The organism is Pseudomonas entomophila (genome assembly GCF_029193575.1).
Classification (GTDB): domain Bacteria; phylum Pseudomonadota; class Gammaproteobacteria; order Pseudomonadales; family Pseudomonadaceae; genus Aquipseudomonas; species Aquipseudomonas entomophila_G.
In genome coordinates, this window is record NZ_JARGCS010000022.1 from 190,983 (window position 1) to 205,133 (window position 14,151).

Below are 14,151 nucleotides of genomic sequence, written 5' to 3' on the forward strand. Positions count from 1 at the left end.
AAACTATATTCTATTTTGTTATATAAGGTTGCCGAAGGGATGCGAGAGTCTAGAGGGGGCAGGGCATTAGGGGGTTGGGGCGATTCTGACTGATGGGTCGGATATTTCTGGTGTTTTCGTGGGCCCTATCGCGGGACAAAGCCCGTTCCTAAAGGGATCACGCTGTCCCTGCAGGAGTGGGCTTGTATCGCGATAGCTTCGCTACAGCCTTCAGAGGCCGAGCATGTCTCGCGCCACCGCCTCGGCGATACGAATGCCATCCACACCGGCCGAAAGAATGCCCCCGGCATACCCAGCCCCTTCACCCGCCGGGAACAGCCCCTTCAGGTTCAGGCTCTGGAAGCTCGCATCACGGGTGATGCGCAGCGGCGACGAAGTACGCGTCTCGATACCGGTCAGCACGGCGTCGTGCAGGTTGTAGCCCTTGATCTGCCGGTCGAACGCCGGCAGCGCTTCACGGATCGCCTCGATCGCGAAGTCTGGCAGGCTCGGGGCCAGATCGCCGAGGGTCACGCCCGGCTTGTAGGACGGCTCGACGCTGCCCAGCGCGGTCGATGGGCGACCGGCAACGAAATCACCGACCAACTGCGCCGGTGCCTGGTAGTTGCTGCCCCCCATCACGTAGGCGTGGGCCTCCAGGCGCTCTTGCAACTCGATGCCGGCCAGCGGGCCGCCTGGGTAGTCGCGCTCGGGGTCGATGCCGACGACGATGCCTGAGTTGGCATTGCGTTCGTTACGCGAGTACTGGCTCATCCCATTGGTCACCACCCGGCCCGGTTCGCTGGTGGCGGCGACCACCGTGCCGCCTGGGCACATGCAGAAGCTGTAGACCGAGCGGCCGTTCTTGGCATGGTGCACCAGCTTGTAGTCGGCGGCGCCCAGCTTGGGGTGACCGGCGTACTTGCCCAGGCGCGCCTTGTCGATCAGCGATTGCGGGTGTTCGATACGGAAACCGACGGAGAACGGCTTGGCCTCCATGAACACGCCCTTGGCGTGGAGCATGCGGAAGGTGTCTCGGGCGCTGTGGCCCAGCGCCAGGACGACATGCCGCGAATGCAACTGCTCGCCGTTTTCCAGCACCACGCCGGTGAGCTGTTCGCCCTCGACCAGCAGGTCGGTGACCTTCTGTTGGAAGCGCACTTCGCCGCCCAGGGTGATGATCTCCTCGCGCATCTTCTCGACCATGCTGGTCAGGCGGAAGGTGCCGATGTGCGGCTTGTTGATGTAGAGGATTTCCTCAGGCGCGCCGGCCTTGACGAACTCTTCCAGCACCTTGCGGCCATGGTGGTTCGGGTCCTTGATCTGGCTGTACAGCTTGCCGTCGGAGAAGGTGCCGGCGCCGCCCTCACCGAACTGCACGTTGGACTCGGGGTTGAGCACGCTCTTGCGCCACAGGCCCCAGGTGTCCTGGGTGCGCTGGCGCACTTCCTTGCCGCGCTCCAGCACGATCGGCTTGAAGCCCATCTGTGCCAGCACCAGCCCGGCGAAGATGCCGCACGGCCCAAACCCCACGACGACCGGGCGCTCGGTCAACCCGGCTGGGGCCTGGCCAACGAACTTGTAGCTGACGTCGGGTGCGACGCTGATGTTGCGATCGTCGGCGAACTTGAGGAGAAGCTGCGCTTCATTGTTGGCTTCGAGATCGATGGTGTAGATGAACAACAGTTCGCTGTTCTTCTTGCGTGCGTCGTAGCTGCGCTTGAACAGGGTAAAGCCGAGCAGTTGCTCGTCGCTGATGCCCAGGCGCTGGACGATAGCCTCGCGCAGGGCTTCGTCGGAATGGTCCAGGGGCAGCTTCAGTTCGGTGATTCGTAGCATGGCAGGGTCCAGTATCCCGGCCATGGGCGGCCGGCGGCTTTACACAAACCGCCAAGTATAAGCTGTTCGCCACCCTGACTGGCAGGTTAAACGCATACGGCGATCAGTTGCCGCGTGCACCACCGTAATAGGCGCAGCCCTGCAGGGTCTGGCCGTCGATGCGCAGCTCGGCGCTGAGGTGGCGCATGGCGCCGGTGGTGCGGTCGATACAGCGTTGCGGTGCCACCCACAGTTCGACGCGCTGGTTGTTGGCTTCGCTGGTCAGGCTCAGGCCGCCGCCGGGCAGCTGTTCTTCGAGGAATGGCAGCGGCAGTGGCTCCTTGCCTTCGCGGTTGATCACCATGCCCTTGCCGCTGGCCTTGATGTCCCATTCCGGGCCGTGGCCTGCGGCGCGCAGGGTCAATTGCTTGAAGTTGGGGTCGGCGCACGCCTGGCTGGAAGATTCCACACGGTACAGGCGCGACACGTCCAGCTGACCGTCGCTGCCGGCCTGCTTGCTGCCGCTCAGGCGGCCACGCAGGTCGGCGAACAGGATGTCCTTGGGGCTGTCGGCGAGGTTGGCGGCTTCCTGCAGCACGCCGGTGCCTGCGGCGTCCTTGATCACGAAACGACGGGCTTCGCTGCATGGTTTGAACAGCAATTGGCCGCCGCTGGCGCTCAGTTCACCCTGCATGCGTGTGGTGCCGATGTTTGGGTCGCTGGGCGGCTCGCCGAGCGTCTGGCAGCCGGCGAACAGGGGCAGCAGGGCGGCAAGCAGCAGGGAAGGGGTGAGGCGCATCGGTGGGGCTCCGGGGTCGCGGCGGGTTGAAGTGGGCCACGTTACCCAGCGGGAGGCGGCTTCACAAGGGGGGAGGCCGCAGGAACAGTACTGGCCCTTGCGCGAGTAAACCCGCCCCACAGGTACACCGCTGTATTCAACATCAACCGGGTCCTGTGGGGGGCTTGCTCCGCGATAGGGCCGGTACTGCCACCCTCCATCCACAGACATGAAAAAAGGCCCGAAGGCCTTTTCTCTTTACCGCAGGCTCAACCGCCCAGGTACGCGTCGCGCACCTTCGGGTCGGTCAGCAACGCTTCACCGGTCCCTTGCATCACCACTCGCCCGTTTTCCAGCACGTAGGCACGGTCGGCGATCTTCAGCGCCTGGTTGGCGTTCTGCTCCACCAGGAACACCGTCACGCCATCACGGCGCAGTTGCTCGATGATGTCGAAGATCTGTTGGATGATGATCGGCGCCAGGCCCAGCGACGGCTCGTCGAGCAGCAGCAGCTTGGGCTTGCTCATCAGGGCACGGCCGATGGCCAGCATCTGCTGTTCGCCGCCGGACATGGTGCCGCCACGCTGCACGTAGCGTTCCTTCAGGCGCGGGAACAGTTGCAGGACCTTGTCCAGCTGTTCCTGGTAGTCGCCCTTGTCGGTGAAGAAACCGCCCATGGCCAGGTTCTCCTCGACGGTCAGGCGGGCGAACACGCGGCGGCCTTCCGGCACCACCGCGATGCTCTTGCGCATGATGTGCGAGGAGGGTTGGCCGACCAGCTCTTCACCCAGGTACTTGATGCTGCCGCTGTGCGCCTGCGGCGAGCCGCACAAGGTCATCAGCAGGGTCGACTTGCCCGCGCCGTTGGCGCCGATCAGGGTGACGATCTCGCCCTGGTTGATTTCCACGTTGACGCTGTGCAGCGCCTGGATCTTGCCGTAGAAGGTGGAAACGTTTTCGAACTTCAGCATTTACGCCTCCCCCAGGTAGGCCTTGATCACATCAGGGTTGCCGCGGATCTCTTCCGGCGTGCCATCGGCCAGGGGCGTGCCCTGGTTGATCACCACGATGTGGTCGGAAATGCTCATGACCAGCTTCATGTCGTGCTCGATCAGCAGCACGGTCACGTTGTGCGATTCACGCAAGTAGCTGATCAGCGCCTTGAGGTCTTCGGTTTCCTTGGGGTTCAGGCCGGCGGCCGGTTCGTCGAGCATGATGATCCGCGGTTGGGTCATCATGCAGCGGGCGATTTCCAGGCGGCGTTGCTGGCCGTAGGCCAGGGTGCCTGCGGTGCGGTTGGCGAATTCGGTCAGGTTGACCCTCTCCAGCCAGTACTGGGCACGCTCCATCGCTTCCTTCTCGCTGCGGCGGAAGGCTGGGGTCTTGAACAGGCCGGCGAAGAAGTTGGTGTTCAGGTGGCGGTGCTGGGCGATCAGCAGGTTTTCCAGCGCGGTCATTTCCTTGAACAAACGCACGTTCTGGAAGGTCCGCACCACGCCCTTGCGGGCGATCTGATGGCCGGCCAGGCCCTGGATCGGCTGGCCGTCGAGCAGGATGGTGCCACCGCTGGGCTTGTAGAAACCGGTCAGGCAGTTGAACACGGTGGTCTTGCCGGCGCCGTTCGGGCCGATCAGTGCCACCACCTGCTTTTCCTTGACGGTCAGGCCCACGCCGTTGACCGCCAACAAGCCGCCGAAGCGCATGCTCAGGCCGCTGACTTGCAGAATTTCGCGGCTCATCGAGGCAGCTCCATGTGTGGACGTTGCATAGGCAGCAGGCCTTGCGGACGCCAGATCATCATCAACACCATCAGCGCACCGAACATCAGCATCCGGTATTCGCTGAACTCACGCATCAGCTCGGGCAGCAGGATCATCACGATGGCCGCGAGGATCACGCCCAACTGAGAGCCCATGCCGCCGAGCACGACGATGGCGAGGATGATCGCCGACTCGATGAAGGTGAACGACTCCGGCGTCACCAGGCCTTGGCGCGCGGCGAAGAAGCTGCCGGCGAACCCGGCGAAGCTGGCGCCCAGGGTGAAGGCCGACAGCTTGATCACGGTCGGGTTCAGGCCCAGCGCGCGGCAGGCGATCTCGTCTTCGCGCAGCGCTTCCCAGGCACGGCCGATCGGCATGCGCAGCAGGCGGTTGATGACGAACAGCGCCAGCAGGGCCAGCAGCAGGGCGACCAGGTAGAGGAAGATGACCTTGTTGATCGAGTTGTATTCCAGGCCGAAGAACTCGTGGAAGGTCTGCATCCCCTCGGCGGCGCGGCGTTCGAAGGTGAGGCCGAAGAAGCTCGGTTTCTCGATGTTGCTGATGCCGTTGGGGCCGCCGGTCCAGTCGGTGAGGTTGCGCAGGAACAGGCGGATGATCTCGCCGAAGCCCAGGGTCACGATCGCCAGGTAGTCACCGCGCAGGCGCAGCACCGGGAAACCTAGCAGGAAGCCGAAGGTGGCGGCCATCAGGCCGGCGATCGGCAGGCACACCCAGAAGCTCCAGCCCAGGTAGTGCGAGAGCATCGCGTAGCTGTAGGCGCCGACCGCGTAGAAGCCGACGTAGCCCAGGTCGAGCAGGCCAGCCAGACCGACCACGATGTTCAGGCCCAGGCCCAGCAATACGTAGATCAGGATCAGCGTGGCGATGTCGACCGCGCCGCGCGAGCCGAAGAACGGCCACACCAGGGCGACCACGATCAGGCCGAGGATCACCCAGCGCTGGGTCTTGGGCAGGGTCAGGAAATTGCTGACCGATGCCGGCACGAGCTTACGCTCCGAGCGGCTGCCCATCACCGAGCTCCACTGCTTGTCGAACAGCACGCGCAGGAACATCAACACCGAGCACACGGCGATGATGCTGAGGGTGAAGCTGCCCTGGCTATGGACGATCAGGCTGATGCCGTCGATGCTCAGTTTCAGGCCCAGTACCGGGAAGGCCACGGCCCAGACCAGCAAGGCGCTGAAGAACGCCTGTTTGAGATTTCTGTTCATACTTTTTCAACCTCCGGACGGCCCAGGATGCCGGTCGGCCGGAACAGCAAGACGAGAACCAACAAGCCGAATGCCACCACGTCCTTGTATTGGTCGCCGAAGATATCGGCACCGAACGCTTCGGCCACGCCCAGCACCAGCCCGCCGAGCATGGCGCCCGGGATGCTGCCGATGCCGCCCAGTACCGCCGCGGTGAAGGCCTTCAGGCCCACCAGGAAACCGGCGTTGGGGTTGATCACCCCGTACTGCATGCTCAGCAGCACGGCCGCCACCGCCGCCAGGGCGGCACCGATGACGAAGGTCAGGGCGATGATGTTGTTGGTGTTGATACCCAGCAGGTTGGCCATCTTGATGTCCTCGGCGCAGGCGCGGCAGGCGCGGCCCAGGCGGGAACGGGAGATGAACAGGGTCAGGCAGGTCATGGCCACCAGGGTGACCACGAACACCAGGATCTGCATGTAGGACACCAGCACTTCCTCCGCACCGCCCGGGCCGAAGGAGAAACCGCCCGGGATCAGGTTGGGGATGGACTTGTCCTTGGAGTCCTGCGAGAGCAGCACGGTGTTCTGCAGGAAAATCGACATGCCGATGGCGGAAATCAGCGGAATCAGACGGTTGCTATTGCGCAGCGGCCGGTAGGCGACCCGTTCGATGCTATAGCCATAGGCACTGGTGACGAAGATCGTTGCGACGAAGGCCACGGTCATCAGGATCGGCAACGAATGGATACCCATCATGGCCAGGCCCGCGAGGGCGATGAAGGCCACGTAGGAGCCGATCATGTACACCTCGCCGTGGGCGAAGTTGATCATGCCGATGATGCCGTACACCATCGTGTAACCGATGGCGATCAAGGCGTAGGTACTGCCGATGGTCAATCCGTTAACCAGTTGTTGTAGGAAATGGTAGATCTCAGGCATTACAGCGCTCCTAAAAACCTGATTTGCATTTCTCTGGCGGGGGATGACCCCGGCCCTTGTTCTCGTGGTCTTCGCCACGTGATCTTGATTGGGCACGGCCAGGAAACCGCGGGTGACGGTTTTAAGATTTTCAGGTAGACCAGCCCCCGGATCGCGGGAATCAGGTCCATGAACCTCGTAAAACAAAGCCCACTGCTCGCACAGTGGGCTTCTCGGTCAGCTATTAGTCACGCAGTTACTGAGGGGAGACTTCGGTCTTCGGTTTGCCGAAGTGCCATTCGTAGACCACGAACTTGAAGTCCTTCAGGTCGCCTTTGGCGTCGAACGACAGGTCGCCGGTCGGGGTCTTGAAGGTGCCGGCGTGGATGGCCTCAGCCACCTTGGCGGTGTCTTCGGACTTGGCGGCCTTGATGCCTTCGGCGATCAGCTCGACAGCCGAGTAGGCCGGGAACACGAACGGGCCACTCGGGTCCTTGCCGTCCGCCTTGATGGCGTCGACGATGGCCTTGTTCGCAGGGTCGGCGTCGAACGACTTCGGCAGGGTGACCAGCAGGCCTTCGGAAGCGCCCTGGGCGATCTGCGAGATGGAGTCGTTGCCGACGCCTTCCGGGCCCATGAACTTGGCTTTCAGGCCCTTCTCTTGCGACTGGCGCAGGATCAGGCCCAGCTCTGGGTGGTAGCCGCCGTAGTAGACGAAGTCGACGTTGTTCTGCTTGAGCTTCTGGATGATCGAGGAGAAGTCCTTGTCACCGGCGTTCAGGCCTTCGAAGACGGCAACCTTGGTGCCTTTCTTCTCGAGGGTCTGCTTGACCGCGGTGGCGATGCCTTCACCGTACTGCTGCTTGTCGTGCAGGACCGCGACCACTTTCGGCTTGACGTGGTCGGCGATGTAGTTGCCGGCGGCCGGACCCTGGGCGCTGTCCAGACCGATGGTGCGGAAGATCAGCTTGTAGCCACGGGCGGTGATTTCCGGGCTGGTGGCGGCGGGGGTGATCATGATCACGCCTTCGTCTTCGTAGATATCGGACGCAGGCTGGGTGGAGCTGGAGCACAGGTGGCCGATCACGAACTTGACGCCATCGTTGACCACTTTGTTAGCGACCGCCACGGCCTGTTTAGGGTCGCACGCGTCGTCGTATTCCTTGGCTTCGAGCAGCTTGCCGTCGATGCCGCCCTTGGCGTTGATGTCCTTGATGGCCTGCTTGGCGCCCACGAATTGCATGTCGCCGTACTGGGTGACCGGACCGGTCTTCGGGCCGGCGATACCAATCTTGATGGTATCGGCGGCAAACGAATGGCTGGCAACCCCGGCCAGGACCATTGCGGCGAACAGCTTGGAAATCTTGATCATAGTGCTCCACTCATTCTGTTGTAATTCTTATAGTCCTGGTGCCAGGGCTACAGACCGGGCGGGATCCTCGACATGGCCACGCCATGCCGCAAGCCCACCTTCCCCCGGAACATGTCCCGGAACTGTACCGGTACAGTGTAGAGCGCCGTCCGAGCGCTTGAAAAGCGGGCGAAAAGCGCCTGTCTCCGCGGTTGTCGCGTGGTCGACATAAAGATACAGAAAAGCGCCATCACTTTGCTGCCATCCCTGGTCCAGCCCTACCGGTTCGGGACCGATCGACCAAATTACATATTTGAAACCAGGTTTTTCTGCAAAAATGCCGGCCTTTTCATTGGCCGCCGTTGCGCAGGAAAACCCATGACTGATCAAACAAGCACCCTCTATGCCAAATTGCTCGGCGAGACCGCGACCATCGAGTGGAAAGCCTTGGAGCGTTTCTGGGCCAAGGGTGACCTGATTTGGGTCGCGCCCAGCCTCGATCTGATCGCGGTTGCCGAAGCGATGGCCGAGAATCGCAGCGAAATCTTCGCCAAGTGGCGCAGTGATGGCACTGTCGCCGCCCTTAGCGCAGAGCAGGCGCTAGACATTCAGGCGCGTGACCCCGAGATCTGGGCGGTGGTGGTTTCGCCGTTCGTGGTGATGCAGGAAAAACAGACGGTCTGATTTGGTGCGCGAAAACGCACAGCTGCATCTATTTGGTGCGCGATGGCGTGCAGCGTGGGGTGGCTGTTGGTAACAGTCGGGTGAGTGATTTGGCTGCGCGGTAACAGTTTACGTAAGCGTAATGGGCTGCTGTGCAGCCCAATCGCGGGGCAGGCCCGCGCCCACCACTACACCGCCGTGCTCAGTGGAAGCGGCGAGCCTTCAATAATCAACGCGGCCCGTATGCTGGTTCAGCGAGATCACCCGGGTCTTGCCGATACGGTGACGGAAGATTTCGCGCAGGTACTTCACCGCCTTCTTCACACATTCGCGCGACAGCCGGATATCGTTGATCGATACAAAGCGGCTCTTGTCGTTGATCAGCTCGCGATACTTCTTCTCGTACATCGGCTTGATGGCGTACCAATTGGTGTCAAGGATCTTGGCCGGGTTCTCGAACTCGTTGAGCAGATCGTCGATGCGCGCCTCGTCGAACCGCTCGCTGGTAATGAACTCGAGGATGGCATTGTCCAGCGTGTCGTCGAAGCGGTACGGAGTGCGGGCGAAGCAGCGCTTGATGAAGGCCACGATCAGCGTCAGGAAATCGTCCGACAGGCACGGGCTCTTGGCGATCAAGGTGGTCAGCGACAGGTTGGCCGAGGCGCCGATCACCAGGGCGTAGCGCTTTAGCGTGGTGTTGGGGAACAGGCTGTTGAGGTGGGTCTTGAGCCGGTTCAGGTCCATGTACGACAGCTTGTAGTCCTTGGGCAGCGAGACGATCGACACCACCGACGAGCAATTCTTGAAGAAGTGCAGGTCGTGCAGGGCCGCGGCGTCGTAGCCCGAGGCCTTGTACTGCTCCAGGGCCGCGCGGTAGCGGCGCGACTCGATCGGCAGCAGGCTGATGCCCTCGATGGCCTGGGTCTGCTTGTTGAAGTGCGGCAGGTCGATGGAGCGGAAGAACAGGTCGTCGATGTCCAGCCGCGGGGCCTCGCGCTCGAACACCTTGAACTTGTCCGAGCCAGGCGCGGGGATTTCCGGTACCACCGACTCGGCGTAGGCGATGGCCACGGGGCCGGCCAGGCTCATGAACAGGTCGTTGGCGTCCAGGCGGATGGTCTCGCCGATGTCGATGCCGGCACGGCGGAAGTAGTTCTGGTCGTAGTCGGTGGTGACCGCCTGCGCAGTCAAGATGTTGAAGATCTGCTGGGAAATGTACTGGTTGGCGTGCTTCTCCATGGCGTTGACGTCGATATTGTGGATCGTGCCGTCATCGCTTTCTTCGGCGTAGCGCATGATGTCGTTGGAGATCAGCATCATCGCGTTCCAAGGCCGGATGCGTCCCATCACACTGGCTTCGCTGCTGTCTTCGTTGTCGAAGTTGTACGAGAAGTCCCATTCCTCCGACAGGTACTTGCACAGCAGGCGACCGGCGTTGATGTGCAGGGCTTCGGACATTTCGCTGCGATGGTCGGAGATGTTCGGCAGCACGCAGATGCCGCTGGTGAAAATCGGCTCGAAGACGAACGAGTGCCCGCTCTTGCCGTCGTTCTCGTCGGCCGGCTTGGTGTCGAAGGTCTTGTTCATGTACGAGTACTGCTGCGCCAGGCCGAACTCCGAGGCCATCCCTGAGCCGGTGCCGCCGCCAGCGCTGAAGATGTAGAAGTACAGGCGCGACTGGTTGGCCTTGATGCCGCAGGAGTCGATCAGGTACGAGTGGATCAGTTTCCAGTCGGCGCTGGAGAAACGCTGGGTGTCCTTGTTGAGGATGATCTTGGCCAGGTACTGGCCGAGTATCGGCGCGTTGCCGGCGCCGCCCGCATGCACCTCGGACAGGTCCATGATCTTCATCTTGCTGTAGTCGCGCAGGAAACCGCCGCGCTCACCCTTGCGCGAGAAGCGGATGCGCCCGGCAATGTCCTTGTCCAGGTCGCCGAGCATCACCAGCGGCTCGACCAGGAACACCGGCTTGGCACCCTTGTTCTGCACCAGGCGCAGGTTCTGACGGATCCAGCGCGCCGGGCTGTAGCTCGGTTCGCCTTTGTTGCGGTCTTCGTTGTTGAACTCGTTGAGGAAGAAGGTGCGCGCGTTGTACACCAGCTCCGCCACGTCCAGGGCGATGTTCGAGCCACAGCGGCCCAGGCCGATCAAGCACACCGAGGGGAACTGCTGCTCCAGGCGCAATTGGCTTTCGTCCTCGACGTGCAAGCCTTTCGGGAACACGAGGTCACGCAGGCCGTCGAGGTTGTCGAGGATGCGCTGGATGTCGTTCTCGGTGTAGTACAGGTACTGCGCCGGAACGCTGCGGGCGACCTGGTTGACCCCGAGGGTCAGCGGGGTTGGGCTGATCACGGACTCGGGCACTGCATTGGCAGAAATGTTATTGGAGGTCATAGTGCGCCATTTGCCTGGGGTGGTGGGTCGCCGGACGGTTATGTCACCTAGCCATTACGGAGAAATTTCGCGACTGTATCAGTGCGGCTTTCACGTATGCGATAGGGGTTTACCTGACCCCTGCTAGGGTTTTTGCTTTCGCATGAGCACTGCATCGTCCGAACCCTTGCCTTCTTTAATATGTCGGGAGTCGTTGATGAGTACTGCATTGCCTTCGCTGGGGTTTGCCGGGATCGGCTTGATGGGCCTGCCGATGTGTCGCCGCTTGTTGGCGGCGGGTTACCCGCTGACCGTGTGGAACCGCAGCCCGGAGAAGTGCGCCGGGCTGGTCGCCGCTGGCGCGCGCCTTGCCGAGAGCCCGGCGGCGCTGGCCCAGGGCTGCGACCTGGTGCTGCTGTGCCTGGCCGACACCGCCGTGGTGCGTGAGGTGGTGTTCGGTGAGCAGGGCATCGCCCAGGGCGGGCGGGCAGGGCAACTGCTGGTGGACTTCTCTAGCCTGGAGCCGACCGCCACCCGCGAGATGGCCGCCGAGCTGGCGGCCCTGTGTGGCATGGCCTGGTTGGATGCGCCGGTGTCCGGCGGCACGCCAGGGGCCGAGGCTGGCACCCTGGCGATCATGGTCGGTGGCGAGGCCGAGGACCTGGCGCGGGCGCGCCCGGTGCTGCTGACCCTGGGCCAGCGGGTGACGCACATGGGCGGCGTGGGGGCTGGGCAGGTGACCAAGGCTTGCAACCAGATGATCGTCGCCTGCAATGCGCTGGTGATCGCCGAAGTGGTGGCCTTGGCAGAGCGCTCAGGAGTGGATGCGACGCTGATCGCCGAGGCCCTGGCCGGTGGTTTCGCCGACTCCAAGCCGCTGCAGATCCTTGCCCCGCAGATGGCCGAAAGCCGTTTCGAGCCGGTCAAGTGGCACGTGCGCACCTTGCTCAAGGACCTCGACACCGCCGTGAAGTTTTCCCGCGAGCAGGGTTCGGCGACGCCGCTTAGTGGCCTCGCCGCGCAGATGATGCGCCTGCATGGTAGTCAGGGGCATCTGCAAAAAGATCCCGCGACCCTGGTAACCCTGTATCGCAACAAGGGCTGACCTCGCGCTCCTGGCGCTCGAGCCGTTCCAGGATCGGGCGCAGCTCGCCCAGCGGCACCGGGCGGCTGAGCAGGTAGCCCTGGATGTAGTCGCAGCCATGGGCGGCCAGGAATTCATGCTGTTCGACGGTTTCCACGCCCTCGGTGACCACCTGCAGGTGCAGGGTGTGGGCCATGATGATGATCGCCTGGACGATCTCGCGGTCCTTCTGGCTGGCGGGCACGTCCTGGATGAACGAGCGGTCGATCTTCAACACGTCCAGCGGCAGGCGCTTGAGGTAGGCCAGTGATGAATAACCGGTGCCGAAGTCGTCGATCGACAGCGCCACGCCCTGGGCGCGGATGCGCTTGAGCAAGCTGATGGTGCGATGGATGTCGCCCATCAGGGCGTTCTCGGTGACCTCCAGCTCCAGTTGGCGCGGCGCCAGGCCCGCCTGGAATAGCGCCAGTTCCACTTCGTTGGCCAGCTCCTCGCGGCCCAGGGTCAGGGCCGAACAGTTCACCGTCACCTTCAGCCCGTCGTAACCGTGGCGGCCGAGCTGGGCGAGGTCTTCACAGGCGCGGCGCAGCACCCACAGGTCGAGCTCGGCGATCAGGCCATTGGCCTCGGCGATGCCGATGAAGCGATCCGGGCTGAGCAGGCCGTGCTGCGGGTGCTGCCAGCGCACCAGGGCTTCGAGCTTGGCAACCTGGCCGCTGTGCAGGTCGAAGATCGGCTGGTAGTGCACGCACAGGCCGCGCTCTTCGAGCAGGGCCACGCGCAGCTCTTCTTCCAGTTGCAACTCCAGGGTGGCGCGGGTCTTCAGGCTGCTGGCGAAGAAATTCAGGTTGTTGCGCCCGCAGCCCTTGGACTGGTAAAGCGCCAGGTCGGCGTTCTTCAGCAGTTCTTCGGCGCTGCGGCCATCGTCAGGGAAGATGCTGATACCGATGCTGGTGGTCATGACCATGCGCCGGCCGCCCACATCGATGGGTTCCTTCATCCGTTGCATGATGCGCTGGGCAAGGTGGCGGGCCTCGTCGCGGTTATGCAGGCTGGTGACGATGCAGAACTCGTCGCCACCAAAGCGCGCCACCACGTCGTGGCTGCGGGTCGCGGCTTTTATATGGGCGGAGATTTCCTTGAGCAGTTCGTCGCCAGCCGCGTGCCCAAGACTATCGTTGATCCGCTTGAAATGGTCGATGTCGAGGAACATCACCGCCAACATGCCGTCGTTGGCGGTCTGTTCGGCCAGGCGTTCGGCGAACACCTGGTTGAAGCCACGGCGATTGACCAGATTGGTCAGCGCATCGTAGTGCGCCGCCTGTTGCAGTGACACGCGCGCCTGGTCGAGTTGGCTGAGCAGTACGTTGACCCGGCGCAGGTCGTGCTCCTTGCTTTGCAGTTTCTTGTCCGACAGCGCCGCGCTGATGCTGCTGCCGCTGATCAGCAGGGTGATGAAGGCGATGGTCAGTGCCAGTTGCAGGCTGTTGTTGCCCGAGGGCAGGTGCAATGGCGCGTCGCCGGGAATCACCAACGACATGGCGGCCATGCCGGTGAAGTGGGTGCCGACGATGCCAGCGGCCATCATCAGGCTGGCGCCATATTTCATCAGCAGGTGCAGGGTGCCGCTGCCGGTGCGAAAGTGCCGGGCCATCAGCAGCGCCACCAGGCTGGTGGCGATGGCCACGCCCAGCGAGGCGACCAGCAGGCCCGTTTGGTAGTACTGGTGGGCGCCGGTCTGCAGCGCGGCCATGCCGATGTAGTGCATGCCGGTGATGCCGAAGCCGATGGTCAGTGCCGCTTGCAGGTAATGTCGCGGGCGCATCACGCTGCGGTTCAGGCTGTTCATCGCCAGCCAGGCGGCGAGCAGGGCGATCATCAGCGACAGCGCGGTCAACGGCATGTCGTAGTGCACGTCCAGTGGGGCCTGGAATGCCAGCATGCTGATGAAGTGCATGGCCCAGATGCCACTGGCCAGGCAGCAGGCACCGAGCACGCGCCATTGCCGACGGGCGGTGCGCTCCTCGCTGTGGCTCTGGCGTTCGGCCATGTCCAGGGTGGCGAAGCACGCGGCACAGGCCACCAGATAGGCGAGCAGCACCAGGAAGGGGTTGTGGCGGCAGTCGAGGACGATCTGTCCAGTCGTCGGCAGCTCGGCGAATAGTTGCAGTCCCAGCCACTCCATTGCTTGCCTCATCGTCGAGTTCGCACTCT

Annotated in this window: 11 protein-coding genes; 2 read left to right on the top strand and 9 right to left on the bottom strand. The window is 62.9% G+C overall.

What is annotated here, in order from left to right; all coding sequences use genetic code 11:
• Positions 1 to 210 precede the first annotated feature (210 nt).
• The 7 genes from P0Y43_RS10870 to P0Y43_RS10900 form a co-directional block, all read right to left on the bottom strand.
• Entirely contained in the window at positions 211 to 1,818 is a 1,608-nt protein-coding gene (locus P0Y43_RS10870; RefSeq protein WP_275637295.1) for an NAD(P)/FAD-dependent oxidoreductase, read from the bottom strand.
• Positions 1,819 to 1,921: 103 nt separating this feature from the next.
• A complete protein-coding gene (locus tag P0Y43_RS10875) occupies positions 1,922 to 2,596 on the bottom strand; it encodes a COG3650 family protein (protein WP_275637296.1) in 675 nt (224 codons plus the stop codon).
• A 248-nt stretch (positions 2,597 to 2,844) separates the two neighbouring features.
• Complete coding sequence (locus P0Y43_RS10880; protein ID WP_275637297.1) at positions 2,845 to 3,546, bottom strand: ABC transporter ATP-binding protein; 702 nt, start codon at positions 3,544 to 3,546, stop codon at positions 2,845 to 2,847.
• A complete protein-coding gene (gene livG, locus P0Y43_RS10885; RefSeq protein ID WP_275637298.1) occupies positions 3,547 to 4,314 on the bottom strand; it encodes a high-affinity branched-chain amino acid ABC transporter ATP-binding protein LivG in 768 nt (255 codons plus the stop codon).
• Positions 4,311 to 5,567: a high-affinity branched-chain amino acid ABC transporter permease LivM gene (locus P0Y43_RS10890; protein ID WP_275637299.1), complete on the bottom strand. Its 1,257-nt coding sequence runs from the start codon at positions 5,565 to 5,567 to the stop codon at positions 4,311 to 4,313. Before P0Y43_RS10890 ends, livG begins: the two co-directional genes overlap by 4 nt.
• Positions 5,564 to 6,487 (bottom strand): high-affinity branched-chain amino acid ABC transporter permease LivH, encoded by a 924-nt coding sequence (livH, locus tag P0Y43_RS10895; RefSeq protein ID WP_275637300.1) that lies wholly within the window; start codon positions 6,485 to 6,487, stop codon positions 5,564 to 5,566. Before livH ends, P0Y43_RS10890 begins: the two co-directional genes overlap by 4 nt.
• A 235-nt stretch (positions 6,488 to 6,722) precedes the next feature.
• A complete protein-coding gene (locus tag P0Y43_RS10900) occupies positions 6,723 to 7,838 on the bottom strand; it encodes a branched-chain amino acid ABC transporter substrate-binding protein (RefSeq protein ID WP_275637301.1) in 1,116 nt (371 codons plus the stop codon).
• Between the two features lie 357 nt (positions 7,839 to 8,195).
• On the opposite strand from P0Y43_RS10900, the gene P0Y43_RS10905 reads away from it, so the two are divergent.
• Positions 8,196 to 8,501: a DUF2288 domain-containing protein gene (locus tag P0Y43_RS10905; RefSeq protein WP_275637323.1), complete on the top strand. Its 306-nt coding sequence runs from the start codon at positions 8,196 to 8,198 to the stop codon at positions 8,499 to 8,501.
• A 201-nt stretch (positions 8,502 to 8,702) separates the two neighbouring features.
• Here P0Y43_RS10905 and P0Y43_RS10910 read toward each other — a convergent pair whose 3' ends face one another.
• Entirely contained in the window at positions 8,703 to 10,874 is a 2,172-nt protein-coding gene (locus P0Y43_RS10910; RefSeq protein ID WP_275637302.1) for a hypothetical protein, read from the bottom strand.
• 196 nt (positions 10,875 to 11,070) lie between these two features.
• Here P0Y43_RS10910 and P0Y43_RS10915 point away from each other — a divergent pair, with 196 nt between their 5' ends.
• Positions 11,071 to 11,958 (top strand): NAD(P)-dependent oxidoreductase, encoded by an 888-nt coding sequence (locus P0Y43_RS10915; RefSeq protein ID WP_275637303.1) that lies wholly within the window; start codon positions 11,071 to 11,073, stop codon positions 11,956 to 11,958.
• Here P0Y43_RS10915 and P0Y43_RS10920 read toward each other — a convergent pair.
• A complete protein-coding gene (locus tag P0Y43_RS10920; protein WP_275637304.1) occupies positions 11,858 to 14,122 on the bottom strand; it encodes a putative bifunctional diguanylate cyclase/phosphodiesterase in 2,265 nt (754 codons plus the stop codon). The two genes, P0Y43_RS10915 and P0Y43_RS10920, sit on opposite strands and share 101 nt — an antisense overlap.
• Positions 14,123 to 14,151: the final 29 nt, after the last annotated feature.